Source organism: Desulfuromonas versatilis (assembly GCF_019704135.1).
Classification (GTDB): Bacteria; Desulfobacterota; Desulfuromonadia; order Desulfuromonadales; family NIT-T3; genus Desulfuromonas_A; species Desulfuromonas_A versatilis.
Window position 1 is genome coordinate 3,297,468 of the sequence record NZ_AP024355.1, and the last position, 16,058, is coordinate 3,313,525.

Genomic DNA, 16,058 nt, shown 5'->3' on the forward strand with positions numbered 1-16,058 from the left:
GAGGGTCTCAGGTAGCCGGCGGGCATGGCCCGCCCTGCGCAACTTCGCGCTTCGTGGTGAAAACCTCAGATCCTTTCAAAAATCCCCGCCGCGCCCATGCCGCCGCCGATGCACATGCTGACCATGCCGTAGCGGCCGCCGCGGCGCTTGAGCTCGTGGAGCAGGGTCGCGCTCAGCTTGGCGCCGGTGCAGCCCAGGGGGTGGCCGAGGGCGATGGCGCCGCCGTTGACGTTGATGATCTCCGGGTTCATCCCGAGCTCCTGGATCACCGCCAGGGACTGGGCGGCGAAGGCCTCGTTGAGTTCGACCAGGTCGAGGTCGCCCTGCTTGAGCCCGGCCATCTTCAGGGCCGCGGGGATCGCCTCGACCGGTCCGATCCCCATGATCTCCGGCGGCACGCCGCGCACCGCAAAGGCGACGAAGCGGGCCAGCGGGTCCTTGCCGAGTTTCTTCAGGCACTCTTCGGAGACCACCAGGGTCGCGGCGGCGCCGTCGGTCATCTGCGAGGCGTTGCCGGCGGTGACCGTGCCGTCGAGCTTGAAGGCCGGCTTGAGCCGGGCCAGCGCCTCGACGGTGGTGTCGGCGCGCACGCCGTCGTCGACGGCGACCAGTTCCTTCTCTTTTTTCACCTTGTTGCCGACCACTGCGGTCTTTTCGATCTCCACGGGGATGATCTCGTCGGCGAAGCGCCCGGCGGCGATGGCGGCGGCCGCCTTGGCGTGGCTGGCGGCGGCGAACTCGTCCTGGGCCTGGCGGCCGATGGCGTACTTGTCGGCGACCAGTTCGGCGGTGATCCCCATGGAGGCGAAGGACTCGGGCCACTCGGCGACCAGCGACGGGTTGGCGCTGTACTTGTTGCCGCCCATGGGGACGATGGTCATCGACTCGGTGCCGCCGGCGATGATGCAGTCGGCAAAGCCGGCCATGATCCGCTCGGCGGCCAGGGCGATGGTCTGCAGGCCCGAGGAGCAGAAACGGTTGACGGTCTGGGCCGGCACCTGGTAGGGGATGCCGGCCTTGAGCGCGGCAATGCGCGCGACGTTCATCCCCTGCTCCCCTTCCGGGAAGGCGCAGCCGAGGATCACGTCGTCCAGCGTCGCGGCGTCGATGCCGGTGCGCTCGATCAGCCCGGAAAGCGCCGCCGCCGCCAGGTCGTCGGGGCGCATGTCTTTGAATTTCCCCTTGTAGGCCCGGCAGCCGGCGGTGCGGTAAGCGGCCACAATGTATGCTGTTTTCATCTGTTATATCCTCCGATCCAGGATTTTATCCGCTTCTTTTTTAATATTCACCACCCGCTCGCAAGGCTCGCTGAAGGCACGAAGAGCACGAAGAAAACCGATGCTTTGAAAGACTTTCCTTCGTGTCCTTCGTGCTCTTCGTGGTGAAAATCAATTCCGCAGCGGCTTGCCGGTCTTGAGCATGTGCTGGATGCGCTCGGCGGTCTTCTGGTTGCCGCAGAGGCTGAGGAACCCTTCGCGCTCGAGCTGCAGCAGGTACTCCTCGGAGATCGGGGTGCCGGCCGGCACGTCGCCGCCGCAGATGACATCGGCGATGAGGCCGCCGATTCTCTTCTCGTACTCGGTGACGTAGCCCCCCTGGTGCAGGTTCCAGAGCTGGCTCTTGATGCTCGCGGCGATGCTGCGTCCCGGTGCGGGAATGTTCTCCACCGGGCGCGGCGGGCGGTAGTTGACCGCCAGGGCCAGCACCTGCTGCTTGGCGTCGGCCAGCAGGCGATCAAGGTCCATGGTGATGCGGTCGCCGCGGCGCAGATAGCCCATCTCGAACAGCTCGGCGGCGCCGGTCGAGACCTGGGCCTTGCCGATCTGCTGAAAGTACTTGAAGATGAAGGGCGAGACGTCGGTGCCGAACTGGCGGGAGAGCTCCACGGCCCGCAGACACATCTCCTTGGTGCCGCCGCCGGCGGGCAGGATGCCGACGCCGATCTCCACCAGCCCCATGTAGGTTTCGGCGTAGGCGTTGACGGCGTCGGCGTGCAGGGTGAACTCGCAGCCGCCGCCCAAGGTCAGGTTGAATGGGGCGACCACCACCGGCACCTTGGCATATTTAAGGGCCATGGTCGCCGTCTGGAAGGACTTGACCATCATGGCGATGTCGTCGTAGGCCCCTTCGGCCTGGGCCACGGCGAGCATCATCAGGTTGGCGCCCACCGAGAAGTTGGCCCCCTGGTTGCCCACCACCAGGCCGACCCCTTCAGTTTCGGCGCGCCTGAGCGCCTTGTGGGTCATGGCCAGGATGTCGCCGCTGATGGTGTTCATCTTGGAGTGGAACTCGAAGCCGAAGACCCCGTCGCCCAGGTCGACGATGGAGCAGTTGGCGTTTTTCTCCACCACCCCGCGGGCGCGCTTGAGGATCTGCAGGTCGATCGCCCCCTCGCGGGCCGGGACCGGGCCGTAGGCGCCCTTTTGCAGGTCGTAATACTGCTTCTCCCCCGCCTCGTTGAAGCGGTAGAAAGCCTCAACCCCCTGGAGCGCCTCGGGGACCGCGACGCCGTCCTTTGCGGCCCGCGCGACGAAGGCCGGCACGCCGATGGCGTCGAGCATCTCGAAGGGGCCGATCTCCCAGTTGAAGCCCCACTTCATGGCGTTGTCGACGTTGATCACGTCGTCGGCGATCTCGGGGATGCGGTTGACCGCGTAGATCAGGGTGTCGCGCAGGCTCTTCCAGGCGAACTCGGCGCCAGGGTCGTCGCCCGCCACCATCATCTTCACCCGCTGGGCCGGGTCATCCACCTGCTTGACCGCCTGCACCGAGGCGAACCTGGGCTTCTGCGCCGGCCGGTATTCGCCGCTTTCGTAGTCAAAGTAGAGGATCTGCCGCTGCCCGCCGGCCTGCTCTTTTTTGTAGAAGCCCTGCTTGCTCTTGTTGCCGAGCAGCCCCTGCTCGACCATTTTGACCATGAACCCGGGGACCTTGAAGACCTCGCGCTCCTCGTCCCCGGTCAGCAGCTGGTAGGAGTTGTTGCCGACATGCACCAGGGTGTCGATGCCCACCAGGTCGGCGGTGCGAAAGGCGGCGCTCTTGGGGCGGGCGGTGGCCGGGCCGGCGACACTGTCGACCTCCTCGACGCTCAGGCCCATCTCCAGCATGTGCTCGATCCCCTTGTAGATGGCGTAGACGCCGATGCGGTTGGCGATGAAGTTGGGGGTGTCCTTGGCGTAGACGATCCCCTTGCCGAGCCGCCGACCGATGAACTCGGCCATGGCGGCAACGGTCGCCGGGTCGGTTTCGCGGCAGGGGACGATCTCGAGCAGGCGCATGTAGCGCGGCGGGTTGAAGAAGTGGGTGACCAGGAAGTTCTTGCGCACCTCTTCGGGGAGCGCCTCGGCCATCTCGTTGACCGACAGGCCGCTGGTGTTGGTGGAAAGCACCGCCCCGGGCGCCAGCTGGGGAACGATCTTGGCGAGCAGCTTTTTCTTGATCGGCATGTGCTCGATGACCACCTCGATCACCCAGTCGCATTCCTTGAGGCGGGCCAGGTCGTCCTCGAAATTGCCGATGCGGATCTGCGCCGCGTAATCCTTGAGATAGAGGGGGGCCGGCTTCATCCTGGCCAGTCCCTCGAGGCCTTCGCGGGCGATGCGGCTGCGCACCTGCGGGCTCTCCAGGGTCAGGCCGGCGGCCTGCTCCTGGTCATTGGGCTCGCGCGGCACCATGTCGAGCAGTTCGACTTCCAGGCCGGCGTTGGCCAGGTGGGCGGCGATGGTCGCCCCCATGACCCCGGCCCCGAGTACGGCTACCCGGTTGATCTGTTTCATCGCCTTCCTCCCTTCGGAAATGGCCTGCGGCGGCCAGGCAGACCGCCGACTCCAGGTAGAATATTAATATCTTAACCCGAGACGCGACCCGGCGGGCCCCTGGTGGCTGCCCGCCCGGATTTGCCGTCAAGTTATATCAATTTATATCTGCCCTTTACGTTTAAGTCAAATCGCGATAAAACATATTTCTATTTATTCGCCGCAACCCGACCAGCCCCCTCCCCCCAGCCGAAACCGGGGGGAGAGGAATGCGCCTGGTCAGAAATTGTAGGTGAACTGGAGGCTGGCGATATCGACGGAGTTTTCGTAGGTGCCGACCAAGGTCCCGCGACCGGCATCCTCGGTGCCAGGCGCCGCGGTCTTGTTGATCTTGCTGTCCTTGACGAACAGGTGCGCGTAGCCGAAGTCGAGGCTGGCGCTGCGGTTGAACTTGTAGCCGAAGCCGAAGGCGGTCCAGAAGCGGTCCTCTCCGGGGATGCGGGGGGTGCGATGCTCGGCGTCGGGGATCGGCTCCTCGTCGAAGGCCAGGCCGAAGCGCAGGGCCCAACTCTCGTTGGGGTTGAAGGTGGTGCCGAGGGAGTAGCGCCAGCTGTCATCCCAGTTTTCGGTAGTCAGGCTGGGGTTGTTGGCCAGGGTGCCGTCGAACTCGATGAGCAGCTTGTCGAAGGTGCTCCATTCGGTCCAGGTGACGTCGGCCATGACCGCCCAGCGTGGGTTGTAGCGATGGTAGTAGCTGAGCGAGGCGCTGGCCGGCAGGGTGATGTCGCCCCTGACCCCCTGGCTGGTGAAGGTGGAATTGGCGATGGTGGCGAGGGTCACCCCGGGCCCGGCGGGAAACCCGGCCAGAAACGCGGAGGGCACCTCGAAGTCGGCGTCCCCTTCCAGTTCATGCTTGATCCGCGAGCGATAGGCCATCCCCAGCCGGGAGTCCTTGGTCACCTCGTAAAGCAGCCCCAGGTTATAGCCGTAGCTCCAGTCGTCGGCCTTGAGATCGGCGAAAACATCGGCCTGCGGATTGCTGGCCAGCGGGGCAAAGCCGGCATTGAGCTGGGCGGCCTGCAAACCGAAGTCGATCATGCTGGAGAGCTCGGCCTCGATGTACTGGGCGCTCACCCCGGCGCCGACGCTGAGCTGGTCGTTGATCCGGTAGGCCGCCGACGGGTTGATGTTCACCGTCAGCACCTTGGAGTCGACGGCATGGTAGCGCCCCACCCAGGTCTTGTCGTACTCGGTGGCCAGCCCGAAGGGGGCGTTGATGCCCAGGCCGAAAGCCCAGCCGTTGTCGAGGTTGATGGCGTAGTAGAGGTTGGGGGCCACCCCCAGTTTTCCGGCATCTCCACCTTCACTTCCATTGATGGGAGCTGGAGCGGATGGTGTTGAAAACACGTTCTCGGCCCGGTCCTTGTCGAATTTCGCGGAAGGTTTTATGAAGTGGATGGCGGCAATCGCCTGCTGCCCCTCGAGCCGGGTCAGGCCCGCCGGGTTAAAGAAAATCGTGGTGGCGTCTTCGGCGATGGCCGAGCCGCCGGCGAAGGCGTTGCCCAGATTGCTCACCCCCTGCTCGATCAGGGCGAAACCGGCCGAAAATGCCGGCGATGCCGTCAGCATCAGACACAGCACGCCCACCACCAACCTGCTCAGCATCTTCATAAGTCTGCTCCTTTGTGAAAATTGCAATCAACCCGAGGCGAGGCGCGCCCCCCCCAGTTCCTCATCAAAGATATTTGTCGCGCAGCGCCACCTTGTTGATCTTGCCCACGCTGGTCTTGTCGATCGCCTCGACGAAGCGGACCCGGTCGGGGACGCTCCACCTGGAGACCACCCCCTTGTCCACGTACCCCTGGACGTGGGTTCGTATGGCCTCCTCGTCCAGGGCCGCGCTCTGCCCTGGCCTGGCCACCACCAGGGCCAGCGGGCGCTCGCCCCATTTCTCGTCGGGCATCCCGATCACCGCCACCTCGGCCACCGCCGGATGCCGGGCGATGATGTCCTCCAGCTCCAGGGAGGAGATCCATTCCCCCCCGGTCTTGATGACGTCCTTGATGCGGTCGGTGATCTTCAGGTAGCCGCGCTCGTCGGCGCAGGCCACGTCCCCGGTGTGCAGGTAGCCGCCGTGCCACAGGGTTTCCGAGTTTTTGACGTCCTTGAGATACCCCTGGGTCAGCCAGGGGGAGCGCACCACGATCTCTCCACCGCTCCCCTCCCCGGCGGGCACCGGGCTCATTTTTTCATCCACCAGGAGGACCTCGACCAGGGGCAGGGGACGCCCGGTCCGGCAGCGGATCTCGGCCTGGGCATCCTCATCCCCTTCGAGCATCTCCGGGCTCAGGTGGGCCAGGGTCAGCACGGGGCAGGTTTCGGACATCCCGTAGCCGGAGAAAATGTCGATGCCGCGCCCCAGGGCGGCCTTGCAGAGGGCCTTGGACATGGCGGCCCCGCCGATGATGACCTTCCAGCCCGACAGGTCGACCCCGTCGATCCCCGGGTGGGCCAGCAGCATGTGCATGATGGTCGGCACACAGTGGGAGAAGCTGACCTTTTCCCGGGCGATCAGCTCGAGCAGGGTGTCCGGGGCGTAGCGGCCCGGGTAGACCTGCTTGATGCCGAGCATGGTGGCGATGTAGGGGAACCCCCAGGCATGCACGTGGAACATGGGGGTGATCGGCATGTAGACATCCCCCTGGTGCAGGCGCCCCTGGGTTTGCGGGGTGGCCATGGCGCTCAGGGTCCCCAGAGAATGCAGCACCAGCTGCCGATGGCTGAAATAGACCCCCTTGGGCATGCCGGTGGTGCCGGTGGTATAAAAAGTGGTCGCCCGGGTGTTTTCGTCGAAATCGGGAAACTCGTATTCCGCCGGGCACCTGTCCAGCAGCGCCTCGTATTCGGCGTCGATCTCCAGCGTGGTCTGCGGCATGTTTCCCGAATCGGAGAGCAGGACGTATTTTTTCACCGTGTCGATCCGGCCCTTGATCTGCTCCAGCACCGGCAGGAATTCCTCGTTGACCAGCAGCACGTCGTCTTCGGCGTGGTCGATGGTATAAAGAATCTGCTCGGGAGAGAGCCGGATGTTGACCGTGTGCAGCACGGCCCCGATCATCGGCACGGCGAAAAAGCATTCGAGGTAGCGATGGCTGTCCCAGTCCATCACCGCCACCGTATCCCCGGGCTTCACCCCCAACCGCCGCAGGGCGTGGGCCAGTTGGCCGATCCGCTGGCGCAGGGTCCGGTAATCGTAACGGATGCGGTCCCGGTAAACGATCTGCTGCTCGGGGTTGTTGACCAGGGGGGAGAACAGCAGGTTCTTGATCAGCAGCGGGTAGGCATAGGCGGAGGCAGTGCGCTGCACGAGGCTATCTTCCATCGTCATCACCTTTCCATCACAGATTTCACCGACAAACTCCATATCGGCCCCGCTGGCTGCGGAGCGCGCTACACGTAGTTGCTACCCGGACACATTAAGCCATTCTGCAGTCCTTTTCAACGTCAGAATACCTTTTTTCGGTATAAATAAAACAGCATTCCAGAGAAGCAATGGCCCCCAGGAAGAGGGGAATGTCCCCTCTTTGGCGACGATGGGCTCCCCCCGGTCCGCATGGTCAACCCGGAGCTGTCTTGACGGGAAGGCCAAAACCTCCTAAAACTCTTTCTGCAGGCAGGCGACATCCTCGAGAAAACCTCCCGCCCCCGGGGCCGGGACCAACCCCCTGGAAAGGTGTGCGACATGGCTTCACTCAAAGGCAAAACCCTGTTCATCACCGGTGCCTCCCGCGGCATCGGCCAGGCCATCGCCCTGCGCGCCGCGGCCGACGGCGCCAACATCGTGATTGCGGCCAAGTCGGCGCGCCGACACCCGAAACTGCCCGGGACCATTTTTACCGCGGCCGCCGAGATCGAAGCGGCAGGGGGACGGGCCCTGCCCCTGCAGGTGGACATTCGCGAGGAGCAGCAGGTGACGGCGGCCGTGGCCCAGGCCGTCAGCATGTTCGGAGGCATCGACATCCTGGTCAACAATGCCAGCGCCATCTACCTGGCGCCAACCCTGCAGACCCCCATGAAACGCTACGACCTGATGCAGCAGGTAAACGCCCGCGGCACGTTCCTCTGCTCCCAGGCCTGCCTGCCCCACCTGCTCGAAGCTGAAAATCCTCATATCCTCACCCTGGCCCCGCCACTGAATCTGAACGCCAGGTGGTTCAAGGGGCATTGCGCCTACACCCTGGCCAAATACGGCATGAGCATGTGCGTGCTGGGTATGGCCGAGGAATTCCGCCAGGCCGGGGTGGCGGTCAATGCCCTGTGGCCGCGCACGGTGATCCATACCGCGGCGCTGGCCATGCTCGGCGGCCTGGTCAACCCTGAGAACTGCCGCAAGCCCGAAATCGTCGCCGATGCCGCCCACGCCATCCTGACCCGCAACAGCCGCTCCTGCACCGGGAACTTTTTCATCGACGAGGACGTTCTGCGCGAACAGGGGCTGGGCAACCTGGATCGCTATGCCGTCAAGCCCGGTGCGGAACTGGCCATCGATCTGTTCCTGGAACAACCGGCAGAAAATTAGCCACCGGTGGTGAACGGCCGACCGGTCGGTACGCAAGAATCAAGGGACCGATCACCACCGGAGCCGAAGGCTATCCACAGTCAAACTGATATTTTCCGCCTCGGCAGCGCAAGCCGCAATTCGCCCTGCCATGCCAACAACAAATGGTAAGCAGTTGAAATATTTATATTTTAAATGGTGACTTAATTTTAGGCAACTTGTTAGCCCTGGCCATTATCAAGGTGCCGCATCAGTGGATCCGCACTTATCCCCGAGGTTATCCACAGCCTTTGTGGAAGAACCGGAATACCCGCACAATCTTAAGGGGTTTCTCCGCGCCCCCCCGGGCAGGGGCAGGATCTTCATCCCCCTTCAGGGCTTCCAGATCTGATAAGCGCACCAATGAAAGACGGCCAACAAAATTCGCCTCCGCAAGCGCCTCCCGCAGCCCCTGGCGCTGGGACATCCCCTTTTTGAATGGAGCACAGTGAATAATAGCTTGATTTCCATCTATTATTTATGTTAATTGAATTCATTAATTAGCACCTCCCCAGACCAGGGCATTATTCGAGAGGACAGATTCTCCCGCGCCTGAACTGCCAGGGGGGGCTTGATGGGGCGGCCAGGTTGCAGCTGCGGGAGATGGCGAACCAGTCACAAAGGAGTGGGACAATGGCAGAAGGTACTGTGAAATGGTTTAACAATGCCAAGGGCTTCGGGTTCATTGAACAGGCGGACGGACCGGATATTTTCGTCCACTTCTCCGCCATTCAGGCAGATGGCTACCGCAGCCTGGAGGAGGGCCAGAGAGTCAGGTTCGATCTGCAGCAGGGGCAGAAGGGGCCGGCGGCCGCCAACGTGGTAATAATCTGAACGCTCTTCCCCAGAAATTGCAGAACAGGCCCCGGGTGCTCCCCCGGGGCCTGTTTTTTTCCCTCGCATCGCCCCCCCCTCCCCCGAAATTGACTTCACGAAATCCGCCGTGGTACCTTGATATCAAACGGTTCGATTTGGAGACAAAAATGCCGAAAAGCAACCACGGCAGCAAAGAAGAGCGGCTTGCCATGGATGCCTACGTCAAGCTGATGAGGGCAGCCGAAACGGTCAGTTCGTCCACCCATCGGCACCTGGCCGAAGTCGATCTCACCCCCAGCCAGTTCGGGGTGCTGGAGGCTCTCTACCACCTCGGTTCCATGTGCCAGCGCGACCTCGGCAGAAAAATCCTCAAAAGCAGCGGCAACATCACCACGGTCATCGACAACCTGGAAAAAAGGGGGCTGGTCCAGCGGCGGCGGGAGCAGAGCGACCGACGCTTCATCTCCATCCATCTGCTGCCTGGGGGCAAGGAGCTGATCCAGACGATCTTCCCCAGGCACATGGCCGGGATCGCCGACAAGTTGAGCGTTCTGCCCAAAGAGGAGCAGGTCGAGCTGGCCAGGATCTGCCGAAAGCTCGGTCTCGGCAGCAAGCCGCGGTAACCCGGGGCAGGTTCTCCTCGCTGCCCCACACCCTGTTCGTTCAAGGAGAACCACCATGCTCAAACCATTATTCCAAACAGGCAACGACGTTTCGAGCCTGATTTTGCGGGTGGCCCTCGGAGTGGTCATCCTCCCCCACGGACTCCAGAAACTGCTGGGAATGTTCGGGGGCTACGGCTTTGCCGGCACCATGAACCATTTCACCCAGAACATGGGGATCCCCTACCTGCTGGCCCTGCTGGTCATCGTCGCCGAGTCTTTCGGCGCCCTCGGCCTGATCCTCGGGCTGTTCACCCGCCTGGCCGCCCTGGGCATCGGCTGCGTCATGCTCGGCGCCATCCTGATGGTTCATGCCAAAATCGGCTTTTTCATGAACTGGAGCGGCCAGCAGGCCGGTGAAGGCTTCGAATACCACATCCTGGCCCTGGCCATGGCCCTGGCGCTGCTGATCAAGGGGGGCGGCATGCTCTCGCTTGACCGCAAGATCGCCGGCGAATAAAAAACGCTCCCGAGCGCAGAAAAAGGCCGACTCCCGTTGGAGCCGGCCTTTTAATTTTTCGGTGACATCCACACACAGTGCGATAAACTGTCACTAAAACTACACATATCCGGAGAAGAAGCGAAATGGAGAACTCCCCCCTGAAAACCGGTCAGCGGATTCACGGCTTTGCCGTCACCGACCTCACCCCGCTGCCCCACCTGAACCTGGTCCTGGTGCAACTGCGCCATCTGCGTACCGGGGCGCGCATGATCCACATCGACTGCGAAGACGACAACAACCTGTTCGCCGTCGGTTTCCGCACCCCGCCGGCAGACTCGACGGGGATCGCCCATATCCTGGAGCACACCGCCCTGTGCGGCTCCCGGCGCTTCCCGGTGCGCGACCCGTTCTTTTCCATGCTCAAGCGCAGCCTCAACACCTTCATGAACGCCATGACCGCGGGCGACTGGACCCTCTACCCCTTCTCCAGCCAGAACCGCAAGGATTTCGACAACCTGCTGGGCATTTACCTGGATGCGGCGTTTTTCCCCCTGCTCAACGAACGGGACTTCAGCCAGGAGGGGCATCGCCTGGAGTTCGCCGCCCCGGCCGATCCCGGCTCGGACCTGCTGTACAAGGGGGTGGTCTACAATGAGATGAAGGGGGCCATGTCCGACCCGGCCTCGCTGATCAGCCGGCGCATGGGACGCGCCCTGTACCCGACCACCACCTACCGGCATAACAGCGGCGGCGAACCGGCGGAAATTCCCCGGCTCAGCTGGGAGCAGCTGCGGGAATTCCACGCCCGCTTCTACCACCCCAGCAACGCCTACTTCTTCAGTTACGGCAGCTTTCCCCTCGAAGAGCACCTTAAGACCATCGAGGAGCAGGTCACCGGCCATTTCGAGCCGCGCAGCGTCGACAGCGAGGTCCCCCCGGAGCAGCGCCTGGACCGGCCCCGCCGGGTCATTGAAACTTTCCCCCTCGATCCGGGTTTGCCCACCGCAGGCAAAACCATGGTCCAGGTCGGCTGGCTGACCTGTGAAATCACCGAGACCTTCGACCGGCTCTCCCTCTCGCTGCTGGCCAGCCTGCTGCTCGGCAACCCGGCGGCCCCCCTCTACAAGGCCCTGCTCGACTCCAAGCTCGGCAGCAACCTCTCCCCGGGGATCGGCTTCCACGACGACTACCGCACCACCTTCTTCGCGGCCGGCCTGCAGGGGACCGAGCCGGAGCATGCCGAGCGGATCGAGCAGCTGATCCTGGAAACCCTCGAGCAGGTCGCCCGCGACGGGTTCACCCGCGAACGCATCGAGGGAGCCATCCACCGGATGGAATTTTCCAACAAGGAGGTCACCGGTGACAGTTACCCTTATCCGCTGGTCCTGCTGATGCGGGTCATGGGCCCCTGGATCCACGGCGGCGATCCGGTGGCGGCCCTGCAGCTCGACGAGAACCTGGCGCGGCTGCGCCGCGAGCTCGATCGCGGTCCCTTCTTCCAGGAGTTGATCCGCCGCTACCTGCTGGACAACCCCCACCGGGCCACCCTCACCCTGAAGCCCGACCCGGAACAGGGCCCCCGGGAGGAACAGGCCACCGCCAGCGAACTGGAGCGGATCAAGGCATCGCTCTCCCCGGAGCAGACCCGCAAGATCGTCGAACGGGCCGCTGAACTGCAGCAGGCCCAGGAGGCCGAAGAGGATCTTTCCTGCCTGCCGACCCTGGAGTTGGAGGACATCGCCAGCGAAGAACCGCCGGTGACCGGCACCACCACCCGGCAAGGCTCCGTGGACACCTGGTGGTTCGAGCAGCCCACCAACGGCATCGGCTATTTCAGCGCCCAACTCGACCTCGAAGGGCTGGCCGAGGAACAGCTTCCCTATCTCCCCATGTTCTGCACCCTGCTGACCCAGGTCGGCGCGGCCGGGTTCAGCTACCTGGAGATGGCCCAACGGATGGAGGCGGCAACCGGCGGCATCAGTTTCCGCACCTCGGTCATCGAGGATCCGGCAAATCTCGGGCAGGCCCGGGGCTTCGTCGAAGTCAAGGCCAAGGCCCTGGAGCGCAACCAGGAGAAAATGTTCGCCATTCTCGCCGATATCTTCAGCGCGCCGGACTTCTCCGCCCGGGAGCGGCTGCGCACCGTGATCAACCAGATGAAGGCCTCCCTGGAAAACTCCATCCCCGGTGCCGGCCACAGCTACGCGGCCCGCTCGGCGGCAAGCGGCCTGACTGTCGGGGGGCGCCTGCGGGAGATGTGGAGCGGACTCGACCAGGTAAGGCTGGTCAAGCAGAGTGCCGCCCTCGACCAGTCCGGGCTCGACCAATTGGCGGACCGCTTTGCCGCCATCGCCGGGCAGCTGCTCTGCCGGCAACGCATCAGCTGCGCACTGACCGGGGAGAAGCCGGCCCTGGCCGCCAACGGCCAGGACCTGGACGGGTTCCTCCAGGGGCTCCCCTCCATCAGCCGGCAGGCCGAGGCGAAGGCGCCCCCCTTCACCCCCCGGCCGCTTCGCGCCGGCTGGAGCACCTCGGTGCCGGTCAACTACGTCGCCCGGGTCTTTCCCACCGTCCCCTTCACCCATCCGGACAGCGGCCCGCTGCAGGTGCTCTCCAAGCTGCTGCGGGCCAACTTCCTGCACCGTGAAATCCGGGAGAAGGGGGGGGCCTACGGCGGCATGGCCTCCTGCGACCCCGAGGCGGGGATCTTCGCCATGCTCTCCTACCGCGACCCCCAGCTGCGCCGCACCCTCAAGGTCTACGACGATGCGGTGGCCTGGGCGGTGGCCGGCAGGTTCGACGGCGAGGCCATCAAGGAGGCGATCCTGGCGGTGTTCGGCGATCTCGACCGCCCCCTCTCCCCCGGCGGCAAGGGACACAGGGAATTCGCCAACCAGCGCCAGGGCCTGACCTTGGAGATGCGCAACGAACAGCGCCGCAGAATCCTCGCCGTCGACCGGGCAACCCTGGTGGCGGTGGCCGAGAAATACCTGCTGCGCGGGCGCCCCGAAAGCTCGGTGGCGGTGGTTGCCGGGGAGGAGGCGCTCAAGAAGGCCAATGCCGAACTGGGGCCCGAGGCACTGGAGGTCCGGCAGATCTGAGCCTCCGCTCCCGGAAAACCTGACCTGACAACGACAAACGGCCTGTCTTCGGACAGGCCGTTTGCATTGCCCCCTCCCCCTCAGGGAGAGGGACGGGGTGAGGGTGGTTTCACCCCCGCCGCTTGGCAAACCGGGTCGGTTCGGCGTTCCAGGGGTCATCGGGCCAGGGATGTTTGGGGTAGCGCCCCTTGAGCTCTTTTTTGACCTCCGGGTAGACATTCTCCCAGAAATTGCGCAGATCCTGGGTCACCTGGATGGGCCGGCGGGCCGGCGAAAGCAGGTGCAGCAGCACCGCCACCCGCCCCTCGGCCAGCCGCGGGGTGTCGGCCAGGCCGAACATCTCCTGCAGCTTTACCGCCAGCACCGGGTGGCCCTCAGCGGGGTAGTCGAGGGGCACGCGGGAGCCGCTGGGGACCTCCAGGTGGCTTGGCGCCAGCTGGTCGAGCCGGCGCTGGCGGGCCCAGTCGAGCAGCGCTCTGAGCGGCTCGACCAGGTCGAGACGGGCCAGTTCGCCCAGGGACTTCACCCCGCCCAGGAAGGGGCCGAGCCATTCCTCGAGGCTGGCGGCCAGCCGCTCCGGCGAAAGGTCGGGCCAGCCGTCGTCCGGGAAGACCCGGGCCACGAAGCGTACCCGAGCCGCCAGCCGACGGGCCTCGCCGCTCCAGTTCAGAGCCTCGAGGCCGCGGCTGCGAATCCCCTCGAGCAGCGCCGGCAGCGTCTCCTCGGGCCGGGCCCCCACCTGGCGGCTGGCCAGCACCAGCGCGCCCAGCCGCCGCTCCTCGCGGGCCGCCACCCGCCCCTCCCGCTCGTCCCAGCTCACCGCCCGGGTCCAGCCGCGGACCTCGGGAAAAAGCTCTTCGATACTTCCCAAAGAAAGGGCGCTGGCCTGCTCGATCTCCCCCTCGCCCTTGCCGCCGCGCACCTCCACCGCCACGATGAACGGCTGGGCGTGGACATTGGAGCGGGGCGAGAGCCGGGCCCCCTGTCCCCCCGAGAGCAGGTAGCGACCGGACCCCGGCTGACGCTCCCGCCCGATGCGCTCGGGGAAAGCCACCGCCAAAAGCCGCCCGACCCGCTCCGCGTCGGCCGCCGGCGCGCCGGGGCCGCAGCCGGTCACCTGCCGCCAGTAGCGGACGGCCCGCTCCACGGCGGCCGCCCCGCCGCGCCCGCCCTGGCGGCGCCCCGCGGCCAGCGCCTCGAGGCGATCAAGCAGGTCGCTGTCGCTCTTGCGCGAGGGCCCCTCGCCGCGGCGGAACAGGTCGCGCTCGCCGAGCAGGGCCGCCAGTTCGCAGCCCAGCGGCAGGTCGTCCCACTCGCGGGCCGCCGCCAGCAGTCGGGCGATGCGCGGGTGGGCGGGCAGAGCCCCCATCGCTTCGCCGCGCGGGGTGATCCGCCCTATCGGGTCCAGGGCGCCGAGGGTCTCCAGCAGCTGCCGGGCGCCGGCCAGCGCTCCGGCAGGCGGCGGGTCGAGCCAGGCCAGGCTCATGGGATCGGCCACCCCCCAGCGGGCCAGGTCGAGGGCCAGCGGGGCGAGGTCGGCGCTGCGGATCTCCGGCGGGGTGAAGGGGAGCAGGCTGCCGTGGGTCCCCTCGCTCCACAGCCGGTAGCAGACCCCGGGCGCCAGCCGCCCGGCCCGGCCGGCGCGCTGCTCGGCGCTGGCCCGGGAGATGCGCAGCGTCTCCAGGCGCGAGAGCCCGGCGGCCGGGTCGAAGCGGGGCTGGCGGGCCAGGCCGCTGTCGACCACCACACATACCCCCTCGATGGTCAGGCTGGTTTCGGCGATATTGGTGGCGAGCACCACCTTGCGCCGTCCGGCAGGCAGAATCGCCCGCTCCTGCTCGGCGAAGGGGAGCTCGGCGTATAGGGGGCAGATCAGCGGCCCCTCCGCCGCCGGCGGGTCGGCGAGCAGCTCGGCGCAGCGGCGGATCTCGCCGGCGCCGGGCAGAAACGCCAGCAGGTCCCCCTCTGCTTCGCGCAGGGCGCGCCTGATCGCCGCGGCCGTATATTCCGCGGGTTTTCCAACGGGGTCCTGCTCCAGGTAGCGGACCTGCACCGGGAAGCTGCGCCCCTGGCTGGTCAGCAGCGGCGCCCCGCCCAGCAGGTGCGCCACCGGCTCCGCGTCGAGGGTCGCGGACATCACCAGGATCTTGAGATCCTCGCGCAGGCCGAGCTGGGCATCGCGGCACAGGGCCAGGGCCAGGTCCGAGTTGAGGTTGCGCTCGTGGAACTCGTCGAAGATCACCAGCCCCACTCCCTCGAGGGTCGGGTCGGTCTGCAGGCGGCGGGTCAGGATCCCCTCGGTGACCACCTCGATGCGGGTGACCCGCGACACCCGCCGCTCGTAGCGGATGGCGTAGCCCACGGTGCGCCCGGCCTCCTCGCCAAGCAGCGAGGCCATGAAGCGCGCCGCGTTGGTCGCCGCCAACCGCCGCGGCTCGAGCATCAGGATCGAGCGTCCGGCCAGCCAGGGCTCGTCGAGCAGCGCCAACGGCACCCGGGTGGTCTTGCCGGCGCCGGGCGGCGCCTGCAGCACCGCAGCGTCGCGGCCGGCGAGGGCTTGTTTCAACTCAGGGAGGATGGGATCGATGGGGAGATTCGAGGTCATGGGTGCAAAAAAAGTCGCGGCCGCGACCGATCCGACGGATAGGTCCGATCAGTCTGATCCGACGCGGCCGCGACGGCTGT

General features: G+C 65.5%; 10 protein-coding genes. 5 read left to right on the forward strand and 5 right to left on the reverse strand.

The window, feature by feature from the left end; genetic code table 11:
- Window positions 1–65: 65 nt before the first annotated feature.
- The 4 genes from DESUT3_RS14775 to DESUT3_RS14790 all read right to left on the reverse strand — a co-directional run bounded on the left by DESUT3_RS14775 (window position 66) and on the right by DESUT3_RS14790 (window position 7,137).
- Entirely contained in the window at window positions 66–1,238 is a 1,173-nt protein-coding gene (locus tag DESUT3_RS14775) for a thiolase family protein (RefSeq protein WP_221249240.1), read from the reverse strand.
- Between the two features lie 150 nt (window positions 1,239–1,388).
- Window positions 1,389–3,776 (reverse strand): 3-hydroxyacyl-CoA dehydrogenase/enoyl-CoA hydratase family protein, encoded by a 2,388-nt coding sequence (locus DESUT3_RS14780; protein WP_221249241.1) that lies wholly within the window; start codon window positions 3,774–3,776, stop codon window positions 1,389–1,391.
- 258 nt (window positions 3,777–4,034) lie between these two features.
- Window positions 4,035–5,426: an OmpP1/FadL family transporter gene (locus DESUT3_RS14785; protein WP_221249242.1), complete on the reverse strand. Its 1,392-nt coding sequence runs from the start codon at window positions 5,424–5,426 to the stop codon at window positions 4,035–4,037.
- 64 nt (window positions 5,427–5,490) lie between these two features.
- Entirely contained in the window at window positions 5,491–7,137 is a 1,647-nt protein-coding gene (locus DESUT3_RS14790; protein ID WP_221249243.1) for a fatty acid--CoA ligase, read from the reverse strand.
- Window positions 7,138–7,497: 360 nt separating this feature from the next.
- On the opposite strand from DESUT3_RS14790, the gene DESUT3_RS14795 reads away from it, so the two are divergent.
- The 5 genes from DESUT3_RS14795 (at window position 7,498) to DESUT3_RS14815 (ending at window position 13,373) form a co-directional block, all read left to right on the forward strand.
- Window positions 7,498–8,334, forward strand: a complete 837-nt coding sequence (locus tag DESUT3_RS14795) for an SDR family oxidoreductase (protein WP_221249244.1) — start codon at window positions 7,498–7,500, stop codon at window positions 8,332–8,334.
- A 651-nt stretch (window positions 8,335–8,985) separates the two neighbouring features.
- The gene (locus tag DESUT3_RS14800; RefSeq protein ID WP_221249245.1) at window positions 8,986–9,186 is read left to right on the forward strand and encodes a cold-shock protein; all 201 of its coding nucleotides are present in this window, start codon (window positions 8,986–8,988) and stop codon (window positions 9,184–9,186) included.
- Between the two features lie 149 nt (window positions 9,187–9,335).
- Window positions 9,336–9,791 (forward strand): MarR family winged helix-turn-helix transcriptional regulator, encoded by a 456-nt coding sequence (locus DESUT3_RS14805; RefSeq protein ID WP_221249246.1) that lies wholly within the window; start codon window positions 9,336–9,338, stop codon window positions 9,789–9,791.
- 55 nt (window positions 9,792–9,846) lie between these two features.
- The gene (locus DESUT3_RS14810) at window positions 9,847–10,290 is read left to right on the forward strand and encodes a DoxX family protein (protein WP_221249247.1); all 444 of its coding nucleotides are present in this window, start codon (window positions 9,847–9,849) and stop codon (window positions 10,288–10,290) included.
- A 125-nt stretch (window positions 10,291–10,415) separates the two neighbouring features.
- Window positions 10,416–13,373 carry an insulinase family protein gene (locus DESUT3_RS14815; RefSeq protein ID WP_221249248.1) on the forward strand — a complete coding sequence of 986 codons (2,958 nt, stop codon included), beginning with the start codon at window positions 10,416–10,418 and terminating at the stop codon, window positions 13,371–13,373.
- Window positions 13,374–13,482: 109 nt separating this feature from the next.
- Here the strand turns inward: DESUT3_RS14815 and hrpB are convergent, their stop codons facing one another.
- Window positions 13,483–15,978, reverse strand: coding sequence for an ATP-dependent helicase HrpB (hrpB, locus tag DESUT3_RS14820; RefSeq protein WP_221249249.1), 2,496 nt, complete (start codon window positions 15,976–15,978; stop codon window positions 13,483–13,485).
- Window positions 15,979–16,058 lie beyond the last annotated feature (80 nt).

Coding starts and splice junctions, on each gene's coding strand:
- DESUT3_RS14775 (WP_221249240.1), bottom strand. CDS start 1,238: ATGAAAACAGCATACATTGTGGCCGCTTACCGCACCGCCGGCTGCCGG.
- DESUT3_RS14780 (WP_221249241.1), bottom strand. CDS start 3,776: ATGAAACAGATCAACCGGGTAGCCGTACTCGGGGCCGGGGTCATGGGG.
- DESUT3_RS14785 (WP_221249242.1), bottom strand. CDS start 5,426: ATGAAGATGCTGAGCAGGTTGGTGGTGGGCGTGCTGTGTCTGATGCTG.
- DESUT3_RS14790 (WP_221249243.1), bottom strand. CDS start 7,137: ATGGAAGATAGCCTCGTGCAGCGCACTGCCTCCGCCTATGCCTACCCG.
- DESUT3_RS14795 (WP_221249244.1), top strand. CDS start 7,498: ATGGCTTCACTCAAAGGCAAAACCCTGTTCATCACCGGTGCCTCCCGC.
- DESUT3_RS14800 (WP_221249245.1), top strand. CDS start 8,986: ATGGCAGAAGGTACTGTGAAATGGTTTAACAATGCCAAGGGCTTCGGG.
- DESUT3_RS14805 (WP_221249246.1), top strand. CDS start 9,336: ATGCCGAAAAGCAACCACGGCAGCAAAGAAGAGCGGCTTGCCATGGAT.
- DESUT3_RS14810 (WP_221249247.1), top strand. CDS start 9,847: ATGCTCAAACCATTATTCCAAACAGGCAACGACGTTTCGAGCCTGATT.
- DESUT3_RS14815 (WP_221249248.1), top strand. CDS start 10,416: ATGGAGAACTCCCCCCTGAAAACCGGTCAGCGGATTCACGGCTTTGCC.
- hrpB (WP_221249249.1), bottom strand. CDS start 15,978: ATGACCTCGAATCTCCCCATCGATCCCATCCTCCCTGAGTTGAAACAA.